This is a genomic window from Pseudomonas sp. SBT1-2 (assembly GCF_028640875.1).
GTDB classification, from domain to species: domain Bacteria; phylum Pseudomonadota; class Gammaproteobacteria; order Pseudomonadales; family Pseudomonadaceae; genus Aquipseudomonas; species Aquipseudomonas chlororaphis_I.
In genome coordinates, this window is sequence record NZ_JAQZAA010000068.1 from 1 (window position 1) to 21,614 (window position 21,614).

21 protein-coding genes are annotated in these 21,614 nt (G+C 63.7%); 9 read left to right on the forward strand and 12 right to left on the reverse strand.

What is annotated here, in order from left to right; genetic code table 11:
- Positions 1 to 2,734 (forward strand): autotransporter outer membrane beta-barrel domain-containing protein (locus PVZ78_RS11200; RefSeq protein WP_273828687.1); only part of this gene is annotated, 2,734 nt, incomplete at its 5' end.
- A gap of 178 nt (positions 2,735 to 2,912) precedes the next feature.
- Here PVZ78_RS11200 and PVZ78_RS11205 read toward each other — a convergent pair.
- The 4 genes from PVZ78_RS11205 to cysK all read right to left on the reverse strand — a co-directional run bounded on the left by PVZ78_RS11205 (position 2,913) and on the right by cysK (position 6,919).
- Positions 2,913 to 3,299 carry a hypothetical protein gene (locus PVZ78_RS11205; RefSeq protein ID WP_009047587.1) on the reverse strand — a complete coding sequence of 129 codons (387 nt, stop codon included), beginning with the start codon at positions 3,297 to 3,299 and terminating at the stop codon, positions 2,913 to 2,915.
- Positions 3,300 to 3,532: 233 nt separating this feature from the next.
- Positions 3,533 to 4,396, reverse strand: a complete 864-nt coding sequence (locus tag PVZ78_RS11210; protein ID WP_273828688.1) for a DMT family transporter — start codon at positions 4,394 to 4,396, stop codon at positions 3,533 to 3,535.
- A 346-nt stretch (positions 4,397 to 4,742) separates the two neighbouring features.
- Entirely contained in the window at positions 4,743 to 5,681 is a 939-nt protein-coding gene (locus PVZ78_RS11215; protein WP_009047585.1) for an aspartyl/asparaginyl beta-hydroxylase domain-containing protein, read from the reverse strand.
- 263 nt (positions 5,682 to 5,944) lie between these two features.
- Positions 5,945 to 6,919 (reverse strand): cysteine synthase A, encoded by a 975-nt coding sequence (gene cysK, locus PVZ78_RS11220; protein WP_009047584.1) that lies wholly within the window; start codon positions 6,917 to 6,919, stop codon positions 5,945 to 5,947.
- Positions 6,920 to 7,052: 133 nt separating this feature from the next.
- Here cysK and PVZ78_RS11225 point away from each other — a divergent pair, with 133 nt between their 5' ends.
- The 3 genes from PVZ78_RS11225 to PVZ78_RS11235 all read left to right on the forward strand — a co-directional run bounded on the left by PVZ78_RS11225 (position 7,053) and on the right by PVZ78_RS11235 (position 10,306).
- Complete coding sequence (locus tag PVZ78_RS11225; RefSeq protein WP_273828689.1) at positions 7,053 to 8,126, forward strand: DUF748 domain-containing protein; 1,074 nt, start codon at positions 7,053 to 7,055, stop codon at positions 8,124 to 8,126.
- Positions 8,127 to 8,269: 143 nt separating this feature from the next.
- Entirely contained in the window at positions 8,270 to 9,115 is an 846-nt protein-coding gene (locus PVZ78_RS11230) for an AAA family ATPase (protein ID WP_016705272.1), read from the forward strand.
- 12 nt (positions 9,116 to 9,127) lie between these two features.
- Positions 9,128 to 10,306, forward strand: a complete 1,179-nt coding sequence (locus PVZ78_RS11235) for a vWA domain-containing protein (RefSeq protein ID WP_273828690.1) — start codon at positions 9,128 to 9,130, stop codon at positions 10,304 to 10,306.
- Positions 10,307 to 10,434: 128 nt separating this feature from the next.
- Here PVZ78_RS11235 and PVZ78_RS11240 read toward each other — a convergent pair whose 3' ends face one another.
- The 4 genes from PVZ78_RS11240 to PVZ78_RS11255 form a co-directional block, all read right to left on the reverse strand.
- Entirely contained in the window at positions 10,435 to 11,352 is a 918-nt protein-coding gene (locus PVZ78_RS11240; protein WP_016703223.1) for a biotin-dependent carboxyltransferase family protein, read from the reverse strand.
- Positions 11,349 to 12,053: a 5-oxoprolinase subunit B family protein gene (locus PVZ78_RS11245; protein WP_081362412.1), complete on the reverse strand. Its 705-nt coding sequence runs from the start codon at positions 12,051 to 12,053 to the stop codon at positions 11,349 to 11,351. Before PVZ78_RS11245 ends, PVZ78_RS11240 begins: the two co-directional genes overlap by 4 nt.
- Positions 12,050 to 12,799 carry a 5-oxoprolinase subunit PxpA gene (locus PVZ78_RS11250; protein ID WP_009047579.1) on the reverse strand — a complete coding sequence of 250 codons (750 nt, stop codon included), beginning with the start codon at positions 12,797 to 12,799 and terminating at the stop codon, positions 12,050 to 12,052. The genes PVZ78_RS11245 and PVZ78_RS11250 overlap by 4 nt, the downstream gene beginning before the upstream one ends.
- A gap of 69 nt (positions 12,800 to 12,868) precedes the next feature.
- Positions 12,869 to 14,155 (reverse strand): MFS transporter, encoded by a 1,287-nt coding sequence (locus PVZ78_RS11255; RefSeq protein ID WP_009042625.1) that lies wholly within the window; start codon positions 14,153 to 14,155, stop codon positions 12,869 to 12,871.
- Positions 14,156 to 14,295: 140 nt separating this feature from the next.
- On the opposite strand from PVZ78_RS11255, the gene PVZ78_RS11260 reads away from it, so the two are divergent.
- The gene (locus PVZ78_RS11260; protein ID WP_016703226.1) at positions 14,296 to 15,210 is read left to right on the forward strand and encodes a LysR family transcriptional regulator; all 915 of its coding nucleotides are present in this window, start codon (positions 14,296 to 14,298) and stop codon (positions 15,208 to 15,210) included.
- 297 nt (positions 15,211 to 15,507) lie between these two features.
- On the opposite strand, the gene PVZ78_RS11265 is transcribed toward PVZ78_RS11260, so the two are convergent.
- From PVZ78_RS11265 to PVZ78_RS11275, 3 genes are read right to left on the reverse strand one after another with little or no spacing between them, the layout of a single operon-like run.
- Complete coding sequence (locus tag PVZ78_RS11265) at positions 15,508 to 16,050, reverse strand: DUF2937 family protein (protein WP_009047577.1); 543 nt, start codon at positions 16,048 to 16,050, stop codon at positions 15,508 to 15,510.
- Positions 16,051 to 16,061: 11 nt separating this feature from the next.
- On the reverse strand, positions 16,062 to 16,838 hold the full coding sequence (locus PVZ78_RS11270) for a class II glutamine amidotransferase (RefSeq protein WP_016703228.1): 777 nt from the start codon (positions 16,836 to 16,838) through the stop codon (positions 16,062 to 16,064).
- Positions 16,839 to 16,863: 25 nt separating this feature from the next.
- Positions 16,864 to 17,358 (reverse strand): hypothetical protein, encoded by a 495-nt coding sequence (locus PVZ78_RS11275; RefSeq protein WP_009047575.1) that lies wholly within the window; start codon positions 17,356 to 17,358, stop codon positions 16,864 to 16,866.
- Between the two features lie 101 nt (positions 17,359 to 17,459).
- Here PVZ78_RS11275 and PVZ78_RS11280 point away from each other — a divergent pair, with 101 nt between their 5' ends.
- Positions 17,460 to 19,514, forward strand: coding sequence for a S9 family peptidase (locus PVZ78_RS11280; protein WP_009047574.1), 2,055 nt, complete (start codon positions 17,460 to 17,462; stop codon positions 19,512 to 19,514).
- A gap of 92 nt (positions 19,515 to 19,606) precedes the next feature.
- Positions 19,607 to 20,080 (forward strand): cyclic nucleotide-binding domain-containing protein, encoded by a 474-nt coding sequence (locus PVZ78_RS11285; RefSeq protein ID WP_009047573.1) that lies wholly within the window; start codon positions 19,607 to 19,609, stop codon positions 20,078 to 20,080.
- On the opposite strand, the gene PVZ78_RS11290 is transcribed toward PVZ78_RS11285, so the two are convergent.
- On the reverse strand, positions 20,077 to 20,382 hold the full coding sequence (locus tag PVZ78_RS11290; RefSeq protein WP_009047572.1) for a hypothetical protein: 306 nt from the start codon (positions 20,380 to 20,382) through the stop codon (positions 20,077 to 20,079). The genes PVZ78_RS11285 and PVZ78_RS11290 overlap by 4 nt on opposite strands.
- Before the next feature lie 75 nt (positions 20,383 to 20,457).
- On the opposite strand from PVZ78_RS11290, the gene PVZ78_RS11295 reads away from it, so the two are divergent.
- Both PVZ78_RS11295 and PVZ78_RS11300 read left to right on the forward strand, forming a co-directional pair.
- Positions 20,458 to 21,144 (forward strand): hypothetical protein, encoded by a 687-nt coding sequence (locus PVZ78_RS11295; RefSeq protein WP_009047571.1) that lies wholly within the window; start codon positions 20,458 to 20,460, stop codon positions 21,142 to 21,144.
- A 49-nt stretch (positions 21,145 to 21,193) separates the two neighbouring features.
- Complete coding sequence (locus tag PVZ78_RS11300; protein WP_007926907.1) at positions 21,194 to 21,559, forward strand: YajD family HNH nuclease; 366 nt, start codon at positions 21,194 to 21,196, stop codon at positions 21,557 to 21,559.
- Positions 21,560 to 21,614 lie beyond the last annotated feature (55 nt).

Here is a 21,614-nt window from a genome sequence, read left to right on the forward strand (position 1 = left end):
TGGCGCGGGCAGCCTCTGGAAGACCTTGGGCGACATGATCGTGGGCCAGTCGGGCAACGGCTCGCTGTCGCTGACCAACGGCGCCAAGGTGCAGAACGGTGGCAACACCGTTCTCGGCGCACAAAAAGGCTCGAATGGTTCGGTCAGCGTCGACAACGGCACCCTGTCCACTGACAAGACCCTGATCGTCGGTGGCGCCGGCAACGGTGCCCTGGACATCAAGAATAGCGGCCAGGTAACCAGCCAGGACGGCATCATCGGTGCCAACCAGGGCGCCAATGGCAGCGCCAGCGTCGATGGTGCGGGCAGCCTCTGGGAAACCCTCGGCGACATGATCGTGGGCCAGAGCGGCAACGCCAGCCTGGTACTCGCCAACCAGGGCGTGGCCAAAGTCGGCGGCGGCACCCTGCGGATCGCCAACGACAGCAGCTCCAACGCTGCGCTCTATGTGGGAGCGACCAGCGACAAGGCCGCCGACGCCAAGGGCGCAGGCCACCTGGAAGCCAAACGCGTGGTCTTCGGTCAGGGCCAGGGCCTGGTCCAGTTCAACCACAGCGACCGCAACTACCAGTTCGATGCCGGCTTCGAAGGTAAGGGCCGCGTCAATCACATCGCTGGGCAGACCGTATTCAACGGTGACTCCAGCGGCTTCACCGGCCAGTTGAATGTCAAGGGCGGCGAACTGCTGCTGAACAACCGCATGGCCGGGCAAGTGCAGGTCGACAAAAATGCCAGCCTGCACATCGGTGCCTTCAACGGCAGCCAAGGCGAAGTGCTCAGCGATATCGGCAACGATGGCCAGGTGGTGTTCGATCGCAACAACCAGTACCAGTACGACCACGTCATCTACGGCAGCGGCTCGGTCGAGCAACGCGGCACGGGCAGCACTGTGCTCACCGGCGAAAACACCTACAACGGTGGCACCCTGATCAGCAACGGCACCCTGCAACTGGGGGCCGGCGCGAACGGCGGCAACAGCGGCTCGATCCTCGGCGACGTGCAGATCGACGCCCCCGGCAGCCTGGTGTTCAACCGTGCCAACGCCTACACCTTCGGTGGCGCCCTTTCCGGCACCGGTACGCTCTATAAGCGCGGTGCCGGGCGCACCGAACTGAGCGGCGACAGCTCCGCCTTCCACGGCCGCAGCTACGTCGATTCGGGCATCCTGGCCGTCAATGGCAAGCTCGGCGGCTCGACCGACGTGTATGACGGCGCCACCCTGGCGGGCAACGGCCAGGTCGGCAACGTCACCCTGCACAAAGGCGCGACCATCGCCCCCGGCAACTCCATCGGCACTCTGAGCCTGACCGGCGATCTCGACCAGCACAGCGGTTCGACCTTCCATGCCGAACTGCTGAGCACCGGAGCCAACGACCGGCTGCTGGTGAACGGCGCGGCGCGGCTCGAGGACGGCAGCATCATCAACGCGGACAAACTCGACAGCAAACGCTACGAGCTGGACCGTCGTTATCTGGTGCTCGCAACCCAGCAGGGCCTGAGCGGTCGTTACAAGCTGACGGGCGATACCTGGGTCTCGACCTTCTATGACCTGGTGGACAACTACGACAGCCACAATGCCTACCTGGATGTGCAGCAGACTCGCCTGTTCCAGGAAGCCGCCTTCACCCCTAACCAGCGGGCCACGGCCACTGCGGCACAAAGCCTGAAAGGCGCGGCCGTGCCAGCGCTGACGCCACCGGTGCACAACAAACTGTTCGAGGCCATCGCCTATCTGCCCGATGACCACCAGGCACGCGATGCCTTCGATCAACTGTCCGGCGAGTTCCACAACTCCACCCGTTCGGCGCTAATCCAGGACAGCCGCCTGGTGCGCGACGCGGCGAACAGCCGTCTGCGTTCGGCGACTGTCGCCCAGCCGGCTGACACCGCGAGCGACGCACACTCCGGCCTGACCCCGTGGATCACCACGCTGGGCAACTGGGGCGAGGTCAAGGGTGACAGCAATACCGCCACCCTGCGCAGCGACACCAAGGGCTTCCTGACGGGTGTCGATACCGCGGTTGGTGACAGCGGCCATGTCGGCGTGCTGACCGGCTACAGCCGTACCGACCTGAAGAGCTCGTCACGCGACTCCTCGAGCGACAACGACAACATCCATCTGGGTGTCTATGGCGGAACACAGGTCAGCGGGTTCGACCTGCGCGGCGGCATGGCGTACACCTGGAGCCGGATCGACGCCAAGCGTTCGGTGAACTTCGCCGGCTACAGCGACCATCTGAAGTCCAAGCACGACGCCAATACCCTGCAAGCCTTCGGTGAGCTGGGCCGGCGCTTCGACCTCAGCCCTTCGGTACAGCTGGAACCCTTCGCCAACCTGGCCTATGTGCAGGTCAAGAGCGAAGGCTTCAAGGAAAGTGGCGGCCCTGCGGCCCTGCGCGCCAAGCACGCGTCGGACGAGCAGACGTTCTCCACCCTGGGTCTGCGCGCCAGCGCCGACAAGCAGCTGGATAACGGCAAGTTGCTGACCGTGTTCGGCAGCGCCGGCTGGAAACACGCCCTGGCCGGCATGACGCCGTCCAACACCTACCGTTTCGACGGCAGCGATGCGTTCCGCACCGAAGGCGCGGCTTACTCGCGCAACAGCGCAGTGGTCGAAGCCGGGGTAGAAACCCGGGTGACTCCCGAGCTGAGCCTGGGCGCCGCCTACAGCGGGCAACTGGGCAGCGGTGCCAGCGAACACGGCCTGAGCCTGAACGCCAGCTACCGCTTCTGACCCCGCCCTGATCACGCAGCGGCGGCCCCGCCGCTGCGTATTGTGGATTGACCGGCAAGGTGCACTTGCCGGTCTTTTTTTGCCTTTCGTCAAGGCATGCCTCCAGCAACAACGGGGGCATCCGTGACGGCCATTCAATACCCGGCGCTCTAGCGCCGGGCATTGGGCTATACCTGCGTCATGGCGACGTCAGGGTAATCAGGTAGGTCCCCGAGTTCACCGGTTTGCCTGCCCCATCGACCAGCGCATAGTGCTGATCGTAGTAGCGCCCGTCCTTGCCGCTGTCCGTCACCAGTTTGACGTTGACCGGCGACTGGCCGACGGCCGTCACCGTGCTCGACGGACCGACCCCGTGCACCCGGATGTCGTTACCCCGCGACAGTTGTGGGCACTGGCGCAGGCTCAATACGGCCCCGCCATTGGCAGTCGAGCTTGGCGTGCAAGGTTCCTCGACGATGCTGCCGTGAAAATAGATCGTTCCCTGGATGCTTTGAGGGGCTGCGGAACAGATTCCACTCAAACCTAGAAACATGCCGACACCTGCCAAAACCAGCTTGCTACTCATTCTGACTATCTCCATTGGGCCTGAAGAGTATGTCGTCAGTGTAGAAGGAATCTTTAATTTTTAAGGTTTGTCTTATTCCCAAAGCCTTAATAAATAGGGTAAAAGCGAACGCAATTTAATATCAATAAGCCACCATTGCTATCGGCCAGTCCTGGCCAATCTGAAGGGTGCGCCCCAGACAAAAAAAGGCGCAGCTTCGATCAAGTCGAAAGCTGCGCCCGGCACTTTCTGAATCAGCTGTTTTTGCGGAACACGAACACCAGCCCGACGATGATCAACAGCATGCCGAGCACGCTCAGCAGCGCCAGTCGATTACCGAAGAACAGGTAGTCCATCACGGCCGTCACCGCCGGCACCAGGTAGAACAGGCTGGTGACATTCACCAGATTGCCGCGAGCGATCAGCCGGTACAGCAGCAGGGTCGCCAGCACCGAGACCACCAGTCCCATCCACAGCGCCGGGACGATAAAACCGACGCTGCGCTCGAAGTGAAACGGCTGGAACGGCACGAACAGCGCGCACAGCAACAGCCCGGCCAGGTATTGCACCGGCAGGGTGCCCAGCGGGTTGTCACTGATGCGTTTCTGCATGATCGAGCCCAGGGTCATGCTCACCAGGGCCAGCAGGCCGAAGAGCATCCCGGCCAGCGACATGCCGGCCAGGCCGATGCCCTGGTAGACCACCATGATCAACCCGGCCAGGCCCAGCGCCAGGCCGAACATCCGGCTCCAGGAACGCTGACGCTCCATGATCACCACGGTGAGGATCGGCTGTACCCCCATGATGGTGGCCATCACGCCGGGGGTGACCTTCAGGTCCAGGGCCAGCAGATAGAAGATCTGGTACGCCCCCAGCAACACCAGCCCGGTGGCCACCGCGTACAGCATCGGCTTGCGCCCGCGGGGCAAACGCAGCTTGAGCAAGGGAATCAACAGCACCAGGCCGCACAGGGCGATGGCGAAACGGAACAGCAGGAAGGCAAAGGGCGAGGCATGGGCCAGCCCCCATTTGGAGAAAATCGCCCCACTACTCCAGAGCAGGACGAACAGGCTCGTGGAAGCCGCCGCGAGCGCGGACTTTTTTGCTATGAGCAACATGAATACCACCTGTAATCAGGCAAATGGCCAACTCAGCCGAGGCTGAAATTCAGTAGTTTTTTTCTGGCGGGCGCGGGCAACAGCAGAGGTTGCTGATCAGCCCCGTACGACAACGCCCGGCGGTGATACGACGGCGCACACCGGCGTGCTACTGACAGGTGGGGGGTAATGACTGATCTGCACAGGCTGCGGGTTCCCGCACGGCACGACGCCAGCGTTGACCGCTGAATCGACTACCGCGTTGATGAGGGAATGAGGCATGTGCTGATCTTTCTGAAGAGGAAGGTGAGTCTTCTGATACACCGGGCGCCGACTATAACCAGCGCCCGATATTCATTGCAACGCCTTATCCGAACAGCCAGTAGCCCAGGGCGGTCAGGACCACCACCGCCAGCACCGGACGCAGGACTCGGTAGAGCTTCGGATTGCGGCGTTTCCATTGCTTGACCACACCACTGATGCGGTCGCTGAAACGCTTGCTCCAGGCATAGGCCTGGTTGATCCCGCCGACGCGCTCGTCGTCGAGGTTCTGCGGCGCGGTGGCACGCCCCAGCCAGCCGCTGATCCAGCGGTTGATGCGGGTCATCAGCGAGTTGCTCAGTGGACGCTCGATGTCGCAGAACAGGATGACCCGAGTCTTGTCGGTCTCGTTCTTCACCCAATGCACGTAGGTTTCGTCGAACATCACGTCTTCGCCATCGCGCCAGGCGTAGACCTGGCCGTCGACGAAGATCCGGCAGTCGTCGGAGTTCGGTGTGGACAGGCCCAGGTGATAACGCAGGGAACCGGCGAACGGATCACGGTGTGGGTTCAGGTGGCTGCCACCGGGCAGCAGGGCAAACATCGCGCCCTTGACGTTGGGAATACGACTGACCAGTTCAACGGTCTTCGGGCACAGCATTTCGGCCGATGGCAGGGGTTTGTCGTACCACTTGAGGTAGAAACGCTTCCATCCCTTCTTGAAGAACGAACCGAAACCGGCGTCGTTATTCTTCTCGGCGGCGCGGATGTAACCCTCGTCGAACAGGTGCATGGCCTCGTCGCGGATCACTTCCCAGTTGTCCTTGAGCACATCCAGCTCGGGAAACTTGCTGCGGTCCAGGTAAGGCTTGGAAGGCACGCCGGAAAACAGGTACATCAAGGCGTTATAAGGAGCGAACAGTGCCGAATGGTTGACGAACTGACGCAGCACCGGCAGTCGAGCCTTACCGCGTAAATGCACGTAGAGAGTACTGCCGATAAATAGCAGCAACACCGCGGACTTGGCGGCAAACGAAAGGCTCATGCAATATCTCCTTGAAATAATTACCAGCGGGGCAGCATTCATCCGGCATGGCAGCCGGCCATCATAAACACTCCTGGCCCCTGGAAAAACCCGCACAAACCAACAAACAGTGTTAACAGTCGTGCAATAAAACGCTAATTAACATAAGTCACCTGAACGCCAGCTGATGCAGGTCAGCACAATTGTGCTGTGCCCTGCACACCGCAGCCGCCGTACCTTCGATCGCCGGCCAGCCGGCTCCGGCGATCACCTTCCCTTGTGTCTTACTGCTGGTTCTCCTGCTCGGTGAACAGGTCGCTGAACAGCATGCTCGACAGATAACGCTCACCCGAATCCGGCAGCACCACCACTATGGTCTTGCCCTGCATCTCGGGGGTTTCTGCCAGGCGCACCGCCACCGCCATCGCCGCGCCGGAGGAAATGCCACAGAGGATCCCCTCCTCCTGCATCAGGCGCAGGGCCATGGCCTTGGATTCCTCGTCGCTCACCAGCTCGACCCGGTCGACCACCGACAGGTCGAGGTTGCTCGGCACAAAACCGGCACCGATGCCCTGGATCTTGTGCGGGCTGGGCTTGATCTCTTCGCCGGCCAGTTTCTGGGTGATCACCGGCGACACGCTCGGCTCCACCGCCACCGACAGGATAGGTTTGCCCTGGGTCTTCTTGATGTAGCGGGAAACCCCGGTGATGGTGCCGCCAGTGCCGACGCCGGCCACCAGCACGTCCACGGCGCCATCGGTGTCATTCCAGATTTCCGGACCGGTGGTTTTCTCGTGGATCGCCGGGTTGGCCGGGTTATCGAACTGCTGCGGCATGAAATATTTTTCAGGGTCGCTGGCAAGGATTTCCGCGGCCTTCTCGATCGCGCCTTTCATGCCCTTGGCCGGCTCGGTCAACACCAGCTCGGCCCCCAGGGCCTTGAGCACCTTGCGCCGCTCGATGCTCATCGACGCCGGCATGGTCAGGACCAGCCTGTAGCCACGGGCCGCGGCGACGAATGCCAGGCCGATGCCGGTATTGCCCGAGGTCGGCTCGATGATGCTCATGCCCGGCTTGAGTTTGCCGCTGCTTTCCGCGTCCCAGATCATGTTCGCGCCGATCCGGCACTTCACCGAATAACCCGGGTTGCGCCCTTCGATCTTGGCCAGGATGGTGACGCCGCGGGGCGCGATGCGGTTGATCTGCACCAGCGGCGTATTGCCAATGGAATGGGCGTTGTCGACGAAAATGCGGCTCATGGCTGGGTCCTTGTACAGCGTGAAAGGAAGTGTCCAAGGGTATGCCTCGCACCCATGAGCGTCCAGTCGGGACGAACGACTGCGATGCCGGGGAGTCAATCGCTATAAGGCACATGGCTGGAGACTCATGCTCATGAAACGTCGCTACAGTTGGCCCCTGTGGACCCTCGCCGGGGTGCTGGTGCTGCTGGTTGCCCTGCACATCGCCCTGCCCTATCTGGTGCGCGACTACCTCAATGACCGGCTCGCCAACATGGGCGACTACCGCGGCCAGATCGCCGATGTCGACCTGGCCCTGTGGCGCGGTGCGTACCGAATCAACGGCCTGAAAATCGTCAAGGTCGACGGCAAGGTGCCGGTGCCGTTCGTCAATGCTCCGCTGGTCGATCTGTCGGTGAGCTGGCACTCCCTGTGGTACGACCATGCGGTGGTGGCCGAAGTGCAATTCGTCGGGCCACAGGTCAACTTCGTCGACGGCTCCAACAAAAAGAATTCGCAAACCGGCGAAGGCACCGACTGGCGGGCCCAGCTGAACAAGCTGCTGCCCATCACCCTCAACGAAGTACAAGTCAGCGACGGCAAGATCAGTTTCCGTAACTTCAACTCCAATCCGCCGGTGAACATGAGCGCCACCCAGGTCAACGCCAGCGCCTACAACCTGACCAACGTGGTCGACACCCAGGGCAAACGTGACGCCCGCCTCGAAGGCAAGGCCATGCTACTGGACCATGCGCCCCTGGAAACCAACGCCACCTTCGACCCGCTGAGCGACTTCCAGGACTTCGCGTTCCGCCTGCGTGTGCAGGACATCGAACTCAAGCGCTTGAACGACTTCGCCGGCGCCTATGGCAAATTCGACTTCAACGCCGGCCACGGTGACCTGGTGATCGAAGCCGAGGCCAATAAGGGCCAGCTCACCGGCTACATCAAGCCGCTGTTGCGCGATGTCGATGTGTTCAACTGGCGGCAGGATGTCGAGAACAAGGACAAGGGGATATTCCGCTCGATCTGGGAAGCCCTGGTGGGGGGCAGCGAAACCGTGCTGAAAAACCAGGGGAAAAACCAGTTCGCCACCCGGGTTGAACTCAAAGGCAGCGTACATCAGCGTGATGTCAGCGCATTCCAGGCTTTTTTACAGATTTTACGCAATGGTTTCATCGAGGCCTTCAATGCCCAGTATGAGCGCCCCAAGCCATCCGCTGACTGAGTCACCATGTGACGCCCCATTCAGAGACTGAATAGGGCGTCTGCGTTCACAGTCGACCGGGCGCCGCGCTATAGTCGGCCATTCGTGTTTTATTCTTCCGACCTGCTCGATGCACGTCGGCGTTACCGTTCGAGGAATTGCAGATGAAGTTCGAAGGCACCAGCGCGTACGTCGCCACCGATGACCTGAAGCTGGCAGTCAATGCCGCCATCACCCTGGAGCGGCCGCTGCTGGTCAAGGGCGAACCGGGCACCGGCAAGACCATGCTCGCCGAGCAACTGGCCGAGTCCTTCGGTGCCAAGCTGATCACCTGGCACATCAAGTCCACCACCAAGGCTCACCAGGGCCTGTACGAGTACGACGCGGTGAGCCGCCTGCGCGATTCGCAACTGGGCGTGGACAAGGTGCATGACATCCGCAACTACCTGAAGAAAGGCAAGCTGTGGGAGGCCTTCGAATCCGAGGAACGGGTGATCCTGCTGATCGACGAAATCGACAAGGCCGACATCGAGTTCCCCAACGACCTGTTGCAGGAACTCGACAAGATGGAGTTCTACGTCTACGAAATCGACGAGACCATCAAGGCCAAGCAGCGCCCGATCATCATCATTACCTCCAACAACGAGAAAGAGCTGCCGGACGCCTTCCTGCGCCGCTGCTTCTTCCACTACATCGCCTTCCCCGACCGCACCACCCTGCAGAAAATCGTCGACGTGCACTACCCGGACATCAAGAAGGACCTGGTCAGCGAAGCGCTGGACGTGTTCTTCGACGTGCGCAAGGTGCCGGGCCTGAAGAAGAAGCCTTCGACCTCCGAGCTGGTGGACTGGCTCAAGCTGCTGATGGCCGACAACATCGGCGAAGCGGTGCTGCGCGAACGCGATCCGACCAAGGCCATCCCGCCACTGGCCGGCGCCCTGGTGAAGAACGAGCAGGACGTACAATTGCTGGAACGCCTGGCGTTCATGAGCCGTCGCGGCACCCGCTGAGAGGGCATTGTCATGCTGCTCAACCTGTTCAATGAAATGCGTGCCGCCAAGGTTCCGGTGTCGGTGCGCGAGCTGCTCGACCTGATCAACGCGCTCAAGCAGCGCGTGACCTTCGCCGACATGGACGAGTTCTATTACCTGTCCCGGGCGATCCTGGTGAAGGACGAGCGGCACTTCGACAAGTTCGACCGCGCGTTCGGCGCCTACTTCAACGGCCTGGAAAAACTCGACGACCACCTGCAGGCGCTGATCCCCGAGGATTGGCTGCGCAAGGAGTTCGAGCGCTCGCTGAGCGATGAGGAACGGGCGCAGATCCAGTCCCTCGGCGGCCTGGACAAGCTGATCGAAGAGTTCAAGAAACGCCTGGAAGAACAGAAGGAACGCCACGCCGGCGGCAACAAGTGGATCGGCACCGGCGGCACCAGCCCGTTCGGCTCCGGCGGTTTCAACCCGGAAGGCATCCGCGTCGGCGACGCCGGCAAGCGCCAGGGCAAGGCGGTCAAGGTCTGGGACCAGCGCGAATACAAGAACCTCGACGACTCGGTGGAACTGGGCACCCGCAACATCAAGGTGGCCCTGCGCCATCTGCGCAAGTTCGCCCGCCAGGGCGCGGCGGACGAGCTGGACATCGATGGCACCATCGACCACACCGCCCGCGACGCCGGCCTGCTGAACATCCAGATGCGCCCGGAGCGGCGCAACAGCATCAAGCTGCTGTTGCTGTTCGATATCGGTGGCTCGATGGATGCCCACGTGAAGATCTGCGAGGAGCTGTTCTCGGCCTGCAAGACCGAGTTCAAGCACCTGGAGTACTACTACTTCCACAACTTCATCTATGAGTCGGTGTGGAAGAACAACCTGCGCCGCGGCTCGGAACGCACCTCGACCCAGGACGTGCTGCACAAGTACGGCGCCGACTACAAAGTGATCTTCGTCGGCGACGCCGCCATGGCGCCTTACGAAATCACCCAGGCCGGCGGCAGCGTCGAGCACTGGAACGAAGAAGCCGGCTACGTGTGGATGCAGCGCTTCATGGAGAAGTACAAGAAGCTCATCTGGATCAACCCCTACCCGAAAGACACCTGGGGCTATACCGCCTCGACCAACATCGTGCGCGAGCTGATCGAAGACCAGATGTACCCGCTGACCTTGCGCGGCCTGGAAGAAGGGATGCGGTTTCTCTCCAAATAGGATCCCGTCCAACGCGATCCCTGTAGCCGCTGCCGCAGGCTGCGATCGGCTGCGAAGCAGACGCGCTCTTGAGTCCGCTTGAAGGCCCTTCGGGCCTTATCGCAGCCTGCGGCAGCGGCTACATCAGTTCAGACAAACTGCCGTAAAAACTCGATCTGCTGCCGATACGCCGTCTCCTGCACCACCGGCATCAGGCGCACCTCGCTGCCCGGCAGGCATTGCGCCAGCCGCGCCAACGCCAGGGGCGTCAAGGCTCCCAGCCGCGGATACCCGCCAATGGTCTGCCGGTCGTTGAGCAGGACGATCGGCTGGCCGTCCGGTGGCACCTGGATCGCCCCCAGGGGAATGCCCTCGGAGATCATCGGCGCCCCTTGATAGTGCAACTGCGGCCCCAGCAGGCGCATGCCCATGCGGTCGGCGCGGCTGTCCAGGGTCCAGGCGCTGTTGAAGGCATCGAACAGGCTCTGCCCGCTGAACTGGCCGATCTGCGCCCCGAGAATCACCTCCAGCGGCGCCTTCGATCGCAGGTCCGGCAGTTGCTTGCCCGACAGTTCCTTGAGGTTCACCCCCGCCCCGGAATACTCCAGCCGCGCGCCCTCGGCCAGCGGCCGGCCGAAGCCGTCTAGCCCGCCCAGTTCCTCGCGGACCACGCTGGCGCAACTGCCCAGCACCTTGGGCGCATTGAAACCGCCGGGCGCCGCCAGATAGGCCCGCGCGCCCAGGTACGGCTGGGTGAAACGCAGCCGCTGGCCTTTTTGCAGGATAAAACTGCGCCCCGGGCTGAGCGGACGCTCATCGATACAGGCCCCCAGGTCGGCGCCCGCCAGTGCCAGCAGGCACAGTTCCTCGGCGACCACGCTGAAGCCGCCCAGGGTGATCTCGATCACCGGCGCATCCAAAACGTTGCCCAGCAGCCAGTTGGCCCAGGACATCGACACCCAGTCCAGCGCGCCACCCTGGGTCACGCCCAGGTGCCGCACGCCAAAGCGACCGGCGTCCTGCAACAGGCACAGCGGTGTGCTGGCTTCGATCGTCAGGCGGCTCATGCCGGCACCTCCAGTGGCGTGTCGTCGCCACCCAGGCGGATGAATTCGGCGTGATCCACCGCGGCGAAACGCACGCTGTCGCCCGGTTGCATCAGGCTGTAGCCGTCGCGCTCGCGATCGAACAGGCGGCTCGGTGTGCGCCCGATCAGGTTCCAGCCACCCGGCGACACCACCGGATAAGCCGCGGTCTGCCGCTCGGCAATGCCGACGCTACCGGCCGCCACGCGCTTGCGCGGCGTATCCAGGCGCGGCGCGGCCAACACTTCGTCCACCAGCCCCATAAAGGCGAAACCCGGGGCAAAGCCCAAAGCGAACACCTGGTACTCGCGCTCGCTGTGGCAGCGGATCACCTCGCTCACCGACAGGCCGCTGCGCCGCGACAATAGGCTCAGCTCCGGGCCGACGCTGAGGTCGTACCAGACCGGCAGCACATGGCGCTGGCCACCGGTGCGCGAGTCCGGAGTCAGGTCGGTCAGCGCCACATCGATCAGCTCCCGGGCCTGGGACGGGCTCAAGGCCCGCAGGTCGTAGTGCACCATCAGCGTGGTGTAGGACGGCACCAGGTCGATCAACTGCCCGCCGAAGGCTGCCCGCAGGCGCTCGCTGGCGGCGAGCATCCACGGCATGTTGGCCTCGGCGATGGCATCGAACAGGCGCACCATCAGGCAATCGATGGCCACCACTTCAAGGCGTACTTTCATGCTGGCAACTGCGCAAGGGCCGCGCGGATACGCTGCACGGCGGCCACCGAACTGGCGTTGTCGCCGTGCACGCACAGGGTATTGGCCTGCAGGTGCAAGGCGCTGCCGTCGCTGGCCAGCAGCGCGTCGCCACGGGCGATGGTCAGGGCCTGGGCAATGATCTTTTCCGGGTCGTGATGCACCGCCCCCGGCAGTTGCCGCGACACCAGATGGCCGGCGCTGTCGTAGGCGCGGTCGGCGAAGGCTTCGAACCACAGGGTCACGCCGAACTCGTCGCCCAGGGCCTGGGCCGCGCTGTTGTCACGGGTGGCCATCAGCATCAACGGCAGCTGCCGGTCGTAGGCGGCCACCGCCTGGATCACCGCGCGCAGCTGCGCTGGGTTGGCCATCATGTCGTTGTACATGGCGCCATGGGGTTTGACGTAGCTCACCCGGCTGCCCTGGGCCCGGCAGATGCCGTCGAGGGCGCCGATCTGGTAATGCAGCAGGTCCTGCAGTTCCTGGGCGCCGTAGGCCATGGAACGGCGGCCGAAACCGGCCAGGTCCTGGTACGCAGGGTGCGCGCCGATGCGCACGCCATTGGCCAGGGCCAGGCTGACGGTCTTGCGCATGATGCTCGGGTCGCCGGCATGGAAACCGCAGGCGATGTTGGCGCAATCGATGAACGGCATCACCTCGGCATCCAGGCCCATGGTCCAGTTGCCAAAGCTTTCGCCGATGTCGCAATTCAATAACAGGCGGCTCACGGTCAGTGCTCCTGTAGCGTTTGTCGTTTTGGCTGCGGGGATCGCGGTGGGATGCCCACAGATTATCAGTTAGCGCGCTTCGAGTTGCTTGCCACGGGTTTCCGGCAGGCTCAGGGCCGCCAGCACCACGATGCCGTAGGACACGGCGGCGAAAGTGCCGATGGCCGCGCCCAGTGGAATGTGCTGGCTGAGCAGGCCGATCAGCAGCGGGAACAAGGCTGCCAGCGCCCGGCCGCTGTTGTAGCAGAAGCCCTGGCCCGAACCGCGGATCCGCGTGGGGAACAGCTCGGTCAGGAAGGCGCCCATGCCGCTGAAGATCCCCGAGGCGAAGAAGCCCAGGGGGAAGCCCAGCCACAGCATCACTGCGTTGCTCACCGGCATTTGCGTGTACAGCAGGACGATGGTGAAGGAGCCGGCGGCGAACAGGACGAAGTTCTTCTTGCGCCCGAGAATATCGGTCAGATAGGCGCTGATCACATAGCCCACATAGGAGCCGAAGATCACCATGGCCAGGTAGCCGCCGGTGCTCAGCACGCTCAAGCCCCGCTCGGTCTTGAGGAAGGTCGGCAGCCAGAACGTGATGGCGTAGTAGCCGCCCTGGGCGCCGGCCGCGAGCAGCGATGCGCGCAGGGTGGTGCTGAGAATGCCGGGGGCGAAAATCTCGTAGAAACGCGAGGGGTTGTCAGGCACTTCCCGGGCCCGGGTTTGCCGGTAGACCTCCGGGTCCTTGACCAGCCGGCGGACGAAGATCACGAAGATCGCCGGCAGGATGCCCAGCAGGAACAGGGCGCGCCAGGCGTCTTCCGGCGGCAGCAGGGAATACATCAGCGCATACAGCAGTGCCGTGATGCCCCAGCCCAAGGCCCAGCCAGACTGCACCATGCCCACCGCCTTGCCGCGGTTTTCCGCGCGGATCACTTCGCCGATCAGCACTGCGCCGGCGGTCCATTCGCCGCCGAAACCGAAGCCCATCAGGGTCCGGGCGATCAGCAGTTGCTCGTAGTTCTGCGCCAGGCCACAGAGGAAGGTGAAGAAGGCGAACCAGAGCACGGTCAGTTGCAGGGTGCGCACCCGGCCGATGCGATCGGACAGGATGCCGGCGATCCAGCCGCCCAGGGCAGAGGCCAGCAAGGTGCTGGTGTGGATCAGGCCGGCCTCGGCGGAGCTGATGCCCCACAGCGCGATCAGGGTCGGGATGACGAAGCTGAGCATCTGGGTGTCCATGCCATCCAGGCCGTAACCGGCCTTGCAGCTCCAGAACGTGCGGCGTTCCTGCTGGTTGATGTCGCGGTACCAGTCGAAGGGGCCGGCGCGGCCTTTGGCCTTGCTGGCGGCGAGCGTGTCGGGCGCACTCATGGCAAATCTCCACCTTGGTTTTATTGGTATTGTTCTGGGCCCCGACGACGCTTATCGTGAGACGCAGCGATTTTTGGCGCCCGCGCCCTGCCCCGTCCAACTAATAAAAACCGCCTCCAGACATAAGAAAAGTTGATCGCATGAACCTCAAGTTCCTTGAAACCTTTGTCTGGGTGGCGCGCCTGAAAAGCTTTCGCCTGACCGCCGACAAACTCTTCACCACCCAGGCGTCGATCTCCAGCCGCATCGCCGTGCTCGAGGGCGAACTCGGGGTCAAGCTGTTCCTGCGCGACTCGCGCGGCGTGACCCTGACCCCGGAAGGCCTCAAGGTGCTCGACTATGCCGAGCAGATGATGGACACCATGCAGGCGCTCAAGCAGTCGATCGAGACCCGTTCGAGCAAGGTCGGGCGGATTCGCATCGGCGTCATGGACACGGTGATCCACACCTGGCTCAGCCCCCTGGTGGCGCGGATGATGGACAGCTATCCCCAGGTGGAAATCGAGCTGGTGGCCGACACCTCGCTGAACCTCTGCGACCAGTTGCAGAAAGGCTTTCTCGACCTGGTCCTGCAAACCGACCTGCTGCGCCAGGAATCCATTCGCAGCCTGGAACTGGCCAGCCACCCGATGGGCTGGATAGTCGCCAGCCACTCGATCTACAACCGCGAGTACGCCAACCTGGCCGAGCTGGCCCGGGAACGCATCATCACCTACTCGAAGAACTCCCTGCCGCACCAGGAAGTGCTGAGCCTGATGCAGGCCAACGGCGTGAGCGCGCCACGGCTCAACTGCGTGAACTCGGTGTCGGCCATCACTCGCCTGTTGCGCGACGGTTTCGGCATCGGCGCCTTGCCGCCGGTACTGGTCAGCGAAGAACTGGCGCGCGGCGAACTGACCCTGCTGACCATCGACCAGCGCCCGCCGAACCTGCAGGTGGTGGTGTCGTGGCGGGTGGGTGTCGAGTTGGTGGAAGAGGTGGTGGTGCTGTGCCAGCAGGTGCTGGAGCAATATGCGCGCAAGGTGGGGCCGGACTATATCGTGCTGGCGGGCTGATCCACCGCGAAGGCCTTTGCAGCCGCTGCCGAAGGCTGCGATTGCGGGCGCAGCCTGCGTGAATCGGCTCGATGAGGGGTTGTGGGCCAGCCATCTTTGCGGTTGCTGCGCAACCGATCGCAGCCTGCGGCAGCGGCTACAGGGATCGCGGCGTCCGTGTAGCCGCTGCCGAGCCTGCGAGGCTGCGAACGGCAACGCAGTTGCCGCACAACCTGCATCCGCGATCTGCCTGGAAAAACGCGTCGGCTGGTTTACGACGGCTGCGCCGTCGATCGCAGCCTGCGGCAGCGGCTACGGTCACAACCCCTTCAGGTCACGCTCTTCGATCGGCCGGCTCTGGCGCAGGCGCTTGCCGCCGAGCACCACCCAGTCGATCAAGCGATACAGGCATTCCAGGCCGAACGACAGCAGCAAGGCGCCACTCATGGCCCAGATCATCGCCTCCGGGGTCAGCAGGATCTGGTAGCTGTAGCCGTTCCAGGTTTCCTTGCGGATATCCGGGTCGGCGGCCAGCACCACTTGCAACAGGCGGATGTACCAGGGGCCCTGCATGGCCTGGAACTGCTTGTCCAGGGCGCGCTGGCGAACGAGCAGATTGCCCAGGCTGTCGGCATCGCTGCGGAACACCGGATCGTCGCTGGCCCGATAGTGGGCGACCAGCGCCTGCAGATCGCCCTTGAAGAACTGGTTGGCGGTGCCCTGGAACCCCTGAAGGCTGGCCTGGGCCTCGATCAGGTGAGCCTCGACACGCTTGGCGTAATCGCTGATGAACCCCGGCACCTGGACGCCGACCAACAGGCCGGCCGCAAACAACACCAGCCGCAGATAACTGAGCAACATAGGGGATGTCCTTATTCGGTCTGGCCGTGCAGCACGCATTCGCCGCGCCGCCACAGGCTCCATTGGCCCGGCTCGTAGCGAGTCCAGGTTTCGTTTTCGGTCAGGGGTTCGGTGGCGATCACCGTCACCACATCGTTGGGCGTGGTTTCCGCCTGAAAGTCGACGATCACGTCGACATCCTTCAGGCGGGCCGGACCAAAGGGCGCACGGCGGGTGATCTGCGCCAGCTTGGTCGAGCAGTAGCAGAACAGCCAGTCGCCATCGCTGAGCAGGCAGTTGAACACGCCCTTGCTGCGATATTCGGCGCAGGCGGCCACCAGCGATGGCAGCAGCTCCTCGACTTCCACCGGCTCGGGAAAGGCTTCGCGCACCCGGTTGAGCAGATCGCAGAAGGCCGCTTCGCTGTCGGTATCGCCCACCGGACGATAGAAGCTGATGGCCGGCTGGAAGTCCGCCAGCTGGCCGTTGTGGGCGAAACACCAGTTGCGCCCCCACAGCTCGCGCACGAACGGATGGGTATTGGACAGGCAGACCTTGCCGACGTTGGCCTGGCGAATGTGGCCGATCACCACTTCGCTCTTGATCGGGTAGCGCTGCACCAGGTTGGCCACTTCCGACTCGCTGCTCGCCGCCGGGTCCTGGAACAGGCGCAGGCCACGGCCCTCGTAGAACGCGATGCCCCAGCCGTCGCGATGCGGGCCGGTGCGCCCGCCGCGCTGCATCAGCCCGGTAAAGCTGAACACGATATCGGTCGGTACATTGGCGCTCATGCCCAATAACTCACACATGCTCGGACTCTCGCTTCAATGCGTGTTACAGACGCGGCTCGATCCGCGAACGCTGGGGGTTGCTGGGCACTGGCGGGCGGCCATAACGATCGTCGCCGGCGCCGCCGAAAGGCTGGTCGTCCGGCTCTTCGGCGCGGGCCGCGGCCTTGGCGGCCTCGGCCTGTTCCTTGCGGGCCTTGGAGGCGCGCTCGATCGGCCAGCGGATCAGCACGAACACCAGGTAGATGCCGAAGGCGATGACGCCGTACATGAACAGGTCGGAAACCGCGCGCCAGGCGTTGTTGCCGACCTTGAACAGCATGTCCAGGGCGGTGATGGCCACGGCCGGGGCGAACATCTCCTTGGCCGGGTCGACCACGGTCGGGCTGAACAGCAGCACCGCCACCAGCACGCGCAGCGGTTCGCGCAGCCAGCGCCACATCCAGCGGGTCAGGCGCATCCACACCAGCAGGCAGCCCAAGGCGGCGAAGGCGTAAAGCCCCCAAGCGATCAGATAGTCGTTCTCGGTCATGGTGTCCATGGCAAGGCAGGCAAAGAGGCGCTTATGATAACGGCTTTTCGCATGTCAGGCTGCACCGCCGTCTGCCGCGCCCTTAATTGTCACCGCCCCGAGAGCCCTTCATGCCCGTATCCGCCCACGTCACCAGCGCCCCGATCGCCCGCAAGGCCGAAGGCCCGGACCCGTACGCCTGGCTCCAGGAGCGCGACACCGACGCCGTGCTCGATTACCTGAAGGCCGAAAACAGCTACCAGGAAGCTGCCCTCGCCGACCAGGCGGCGCTGCGCGAAACCCTGTTCCAGGAAATCAAGGGACGGATCCTCGAGACCGACCTCTCGCTGCCTTCGCCCTGGGGCCCGTACCTGTATTACACCCGCACCACCGCCGGCGACGAATACGCCCGGCACTACCGCTGCCCGCGCCCGGCCGACGACAGCCTGAGCGTCGACGAAAGCCAGGAACAACTGCTGCTGGATCCGAACGAGCTGGCCAAGGGTGGATTCTTCTCCCTCGGCGCCTTCAGCATCAGCCCCGACCACCAGCGCCTGGCCTACAGCCTCGATACCAGCGGCGAAGAGGTCTACACCCTGTTCGTCAAGGAACTGTCCAACGGCAAGGTCAGCGAGCTGGCGTTCACCGATTGCGACGGCAGCATGACCTGGGCCAACGACAGCCTGACCCTGTTCTTCGGCGAGCTGGACGACACCCACCGCCCGCACAAGCTGTTCCGCTATCGCCTGGACGGCACCGCCGCCGAAGAGGTGTTCCATGAGCCGGACGGGCGTTTCTTCCTCCATTGCTACCGCTCAAGCTCGGAGAAACAGCTGCTGCTGTCCCTGGGCAGCAAGACCACCAGCGAGGTCTGGGTACTCGACGCGGCGCAGCCGCAGCACGCCTTCACCTGCCTGGCGCCGCGGGTCGAGCACCATGAGTACGACGTCGACCACGGCCTGCTCGACGGCCAGTGGACCTGGTTTATCCGCAGCAACCGCGACGGCATCAACTTCGCCCTCTACCAGGCGCCGGACCAGGGTACGGTGCCAGGTGAAGCCGACTGGCAGAACCTGATCCCCCACAGCGACAGCGTGATGCTCGAAGGCCTGAGCCTGAACGACTCGGCCATGACCCTGAGCCTGCGCGAAGGCGGCCTGCCGATCATCGAGGTGCACCCCGAGGGCCTGCCGGCCTATCGCGTGCAACTGCCGGATGCGGCCTACAGCCTGCATGTGCAGAACAGCCTGGAGTTCGTCAGCCAGCGCATCCGCCTGCGCTACGAAGCGCTGAATCGCCCGGCGCAGATCCGCCAGCTGGAACTGGCCGGCGGCGAACAGAAAGTGCTCAAGGAAACCCCGGTGCTGGGCGTCTTCGACCCGGATGCCTATGTCAGCCAGCGCCTGTGGGCGACCGCCGCCGATGGCACCCAGGTGCCGATCAGCCTGGTGATCAAGCGCGAGGCCCTGGGCCGGCCGGCACCGCTGTACCTCTATGGCTACGGCGCCTACGGCGAAAGCCTCGACCCGTGGTTTTCCCATGCGCGCCTGAGCCTGCTGGAGCGCGGCGTGGCCTTCGCCATCGCCCACGTGCGTGGCGGCGGCGAACTGGGCGAAGCCTGGTACCGCGCCGGCAAGCAGGAACACAAGCAGAACACCTTCAGCGACTTCATCGCCTGCGCCGAACACCTGATCGCCCAGGGCCTGACCACTTCCGGGCAACTGGCCATCAGCGGCGGCAGTGCCGGCGGCCTGTTGATCGGCGCAGTGCTCAACCAGCGCCCGGAGCTGTTCAAGGCGGCGATCGCCGAGGTGCCGTTCGTCGACGTGCTCAACACCATGCTCGACCCCGAGCTGCCGCTGACCGTCACCGAGTACGACGAATGGGGCAACCCGGAGGAGCCGGAAGTCTATGCGCGGATCAAGGCCTACGCGCCCTACGAGAATGTCGAGGCCAAGGCCTATCCGGCGACCCTGGTGATCGCCGGCTACAACGACAGCCGTGTGCAGTACTGGGAAGCGGCCAAGTGGGTGGCCCGGCTGCGCGCCACCAAGACCGACGACAACCTGCTGCTGCTCAAGACCGAGCTGGGCGCCGGCCATGGCGGCATGAGCGGGCGTTACCAGGGATTGCGTGACGTAGCGCTCGAATATGCATTTGTTTTCAAGATTCTGGGCATCGCCTGAGGAACTCCAGCCGGCGCTCCTGTCTTAAACACAGGACCGCCGGCCCCCGGCCATACCGACCGCAACAGACACAAGAAAAAGACCGTGACGACATGCCAGAACCCACCTTGTTGAACAACGAAATCCGCGACTGGCTGATGGACTGCGGATTGTTCGATCAGCTCTTGCCGGCCGACTTCAATGCCGCCGCCGGTTACTTCAGCATCAGCAGCATCGCCCAGGGCCAGGAGATCTTCCGCGAAGGCGACGCCGGCAGCTTCATGTGCATCATCCATTCCGGCCAGGTGGCCGTGCAGAAGACCAACAGCGAAGGCGTGCGGGTGACCATCGCCACCTTGCGCAGCGGTCGGGCCTTTGGCGAGATGGCGGTGCTCGATGGCGAGCGGCGTTCGGCCACCTGCGTGGCCGCCAGCGATTGCCGGCTGCTCAACCTGGGCAAGGACTCGCTGGAGAAAATGCTCAACGAGGCGCCGAAGATCGCCGCCAAGATCATCCGCGCCCTCGCCGTGTCACTGTCCAAGCGCCTGCGCATGGCCGACGGGCAGCTGCTGTCGCAACAGGTCTAGCCACCCGGCGTCTTGGTTTTCGTCCCGTTCTGCTCCAACCCTGGCAAGGTCTGATCCTTCGGCGGCTTGGGCATGTCGATCGGCGGCAGCAAGGGCGCACCGCCATGGGCCGTGGCCTTGGGGGTGCTGGGGGGCGTGATCTGCGGATAAGGGGTCGGGGTCGCGGTGCCGGGCGAGCCGGCGGCGGGAACCGGAGTCACGGGCACGGCCTGCAGTTCCTCGGCGTGCACGGCGCTCATCGCGAGCGCCGCACTTAGCAAGAGCGCTGTGCGGGCAATGACCGTTAGAATAGTGCGCTTCATCAATGGCTCCATCGCTATTGTCAGCCCTCAGGCTACTCCCAACCGGGCCGGTTTGCCTTCTTCATTGAGACCCTCATGAAACGTTTCGTTCTGCTGGACACCACCCCGATTCCCGAAAATGGCGGTGCCTTGTGCCTGTTCGAATACGGCGAGGATTTTGTCATCAAGATCCAGGGCGGCGACGGCGGGCAACTGATGAACACGCGCATGCACGGCTCCGAAGACGCCCTGGCGGAAATCCCCTGCCGCAAGGTCGCCGGGCGGCCGAATTCGCGGGTGCTGATCGGCGGCCTGGGCATGGGTTTCACCCTCGCCTCGGCCCTCAAGCACCTGGGCAAGGGCGCCGAAGTGGTGGTCGCCGAGCTGGTGCCGGGGGTGGTGGAATGGAACCGCGGGCCGCTGGGGGAAAAATCCGGCCGACCGCTGCTCGACCCGCGCACGGTGATCCGCATGGAAGACGTGGCCAAGGTGCTGCAGGCCGAGCCCCAGGGGTTCGACGCGATCATGCTCGACGTCGACAACGGCCCCGAAGGCCTGACCCAGAAAGCCAACAGCTGGCTGTACTCCGCCGCCGGGCTGGCGGCCTGCGCCCGGGCCCTGCGGCCCAAGGGCGTGCTGGCCGTGTGGTCGGCCAGCGCCGACAAGCAGTATTCCGACAAGCTGCGCAAGGCCGGCTTCAAGGCGGAGCAAGTGCAGGTCTTCGCCCATGGCAACAAGGGCACCCGCCACACCATCTGGATTGCCGAGAAGCTCAAGGCCTGAGCTAAACTTGGCTCATTACCGTCATTAGTCTTTGCATAAAGGTGAACCCATGAGTTCGACCAACACGTCCAAGCTCGACCGCATCCTCGCCGACGCCCAACGCGACCGCGAGATGGGCTACCGCGACAAGGCCCTGAAGATGTACCCGCACGTCTGTGGGCGCTGCGCCCGCGAGTTCTCCGGCAAGCGCCTGAGCGAGCTGACCGTGCACCACCGCGACCACAACCACGACAACAACCCGCAGGACGGTTCCAACTGGGAACTGCTGTGCTTGTACTGCCACGACAACGAACACTCGCGCTACACCGACCAGCAGTACTTCGGCGAAGGCTCCCTGAGCACGCCGAAAGTCGCCAAGGCCACCCACAACCCCTTCGCCGCGCTGGCGGGGTTGATGAAGAAAGACGACGAGTAACCTTCGCTCTTTCCGGTTCGACAGAACCGGCCTCTCGCGGGCAAGCCGCGCACCT

Excerpts from the sequence above, each read along its gene's own strand:
- PVZ78_RS11205 (WP_009047587.1), bottom strand. The coding sequence starts at position 3,299 with ATGAGTAGCAAGCTGGTTTTGGCAGGTGTCGGCATGTTTCTAGGTTTG.
- PVZ78_RS11210 (WP_273828688.1), bottom strand. The coding sequence starts at position 4,396 with ATGTTGCTCATAGCAAAAAAGTCCGCGCTCGCGGCGGCTTCCACGAGC.
- PVZ78_RS11215 (WP_009047585.1), bottom strand. The coding sequence starts at position 5,681 with ATGAGCCTTTCGTTTGCCGCCAAGTCCGCGGTGTTGCTGCTATTTATC.
- cysK (WP_009047584.1), bottom strand. The coding sequence starts at position 6,919 with ATGAGCCGCATTTTCGTCGACAACGCCCATTCCATTGGCAATACGCCG.
- PVZ78_RS11225 (WP_273828689.1), top strand. The coding sequence starts at position 7,053 with ATGAAACGTCGCTACAGTTGGCCCCTGTGGACCCTCGCCGGGGTGCTG.
- PVZ78_RS11230 (WP_016705272.1), top strand. The coding sequence starts at position 8,270 with ATGAAGTTCGAAGGCACCAGCGCGTACGTCGCCACCGATGACCTGAAG.
- PVZ78_RS11235 (WP_273828690.1), top strand. The coding sequence starts at position 9,128 with ATGCTGCTCAACCTGTTCAATGAAATGCGTGCCGCCAAGGTTCCGGTG.
- PVZ78_RS11240 (WP_016703223.1), bottom strand. The coding sequence starts at position 11,352 with ATGAGCCGCCTGACGATCGAAGCCAGCACACCGCTGTGCCTGTTGCAG.
- PVZ78_RS11245 (WP_081362412.1), bottom strand. The coding sequence starts at position 12,053 with ATGAAAGTACGCCTTGAAGTGGTGGCCATCGATTGCCTGATGGTGCGC.
- PVZ78_RS11255 (WP_009042625.1), bottom strand. The coding sequence starts at position 14,155 with ATGAGTGCGCCCGACACGCTCGCCGCCAGCAAGGCCAAAGGCCGCGCC.
- PVZ78_RS11260 (WP_016703226.1), top strand. The coding sequence starts at position 14,296 with ATGAACCTCAAGTTCCTTGAAACCTTTGTCTGGGTGGCGCGCCTGAAA.
- PVZ78_RS11265 (WP_009047577.1), bottom strand. The coding sequence starts at position 16,050 with ATGTTGCTCAGTTATCTGCGGCTGGTGTTGTTTGCGGCCGGCCTGTTG.
- PVZ78_RS11270 (WP_016703228.1), bottom strand. The coding sequence starts at position 16,838 with ATGTGTGAGTTATTGGGCATGAGCGCCAATGTACCGACCGATATCGTG.
- PVZ78_RS11275 (WP_009047575.1), bottom strand. The coding sequence starts at position 17,358 with ATGGACACCATGACCGAGAACGACTATCTGATCGCTTGGGGGCTTTAC.
- PVZ78_RS11280 (WP_009047574.1), top strand. The coding sequence starts at position 17,460 with ATGCCCGTATCCGCCCACGTCACCAGCGCCCCGATCGCCCGCAAGGCC.
- PVZ78_RS11285 (WP_009047573.1), top strand. The coding sequence starts at position 19,607 with ATGCCAGAACCCACCTTGTTGAACAACGAAATCCGCGACTGGCTGATG.
- PVZ78_RS11290 (WP_009047572.1), bottom strand. The coding sequence starts at position 20,382 with ATGAAGCGCACTATTCTAACGGTCATTGCCCGCACAGCGCTCTTGCTA.
- PVZ78_RS11295 (WP_009047571.1), top strand. The coding sequence starts at position 20,458 with ATGAAACGTTTCGTTCTGCTGGACACCACCCCGATTCCCGAAAATGGC.
- PVZ78_RS11300 (WP_007926907.1), top strand. The coding sequence starts at position 21,194 with ATGAGTTCGACCAACACGTCCAAGCTCGACCGCATCCTCGCCGACGCC.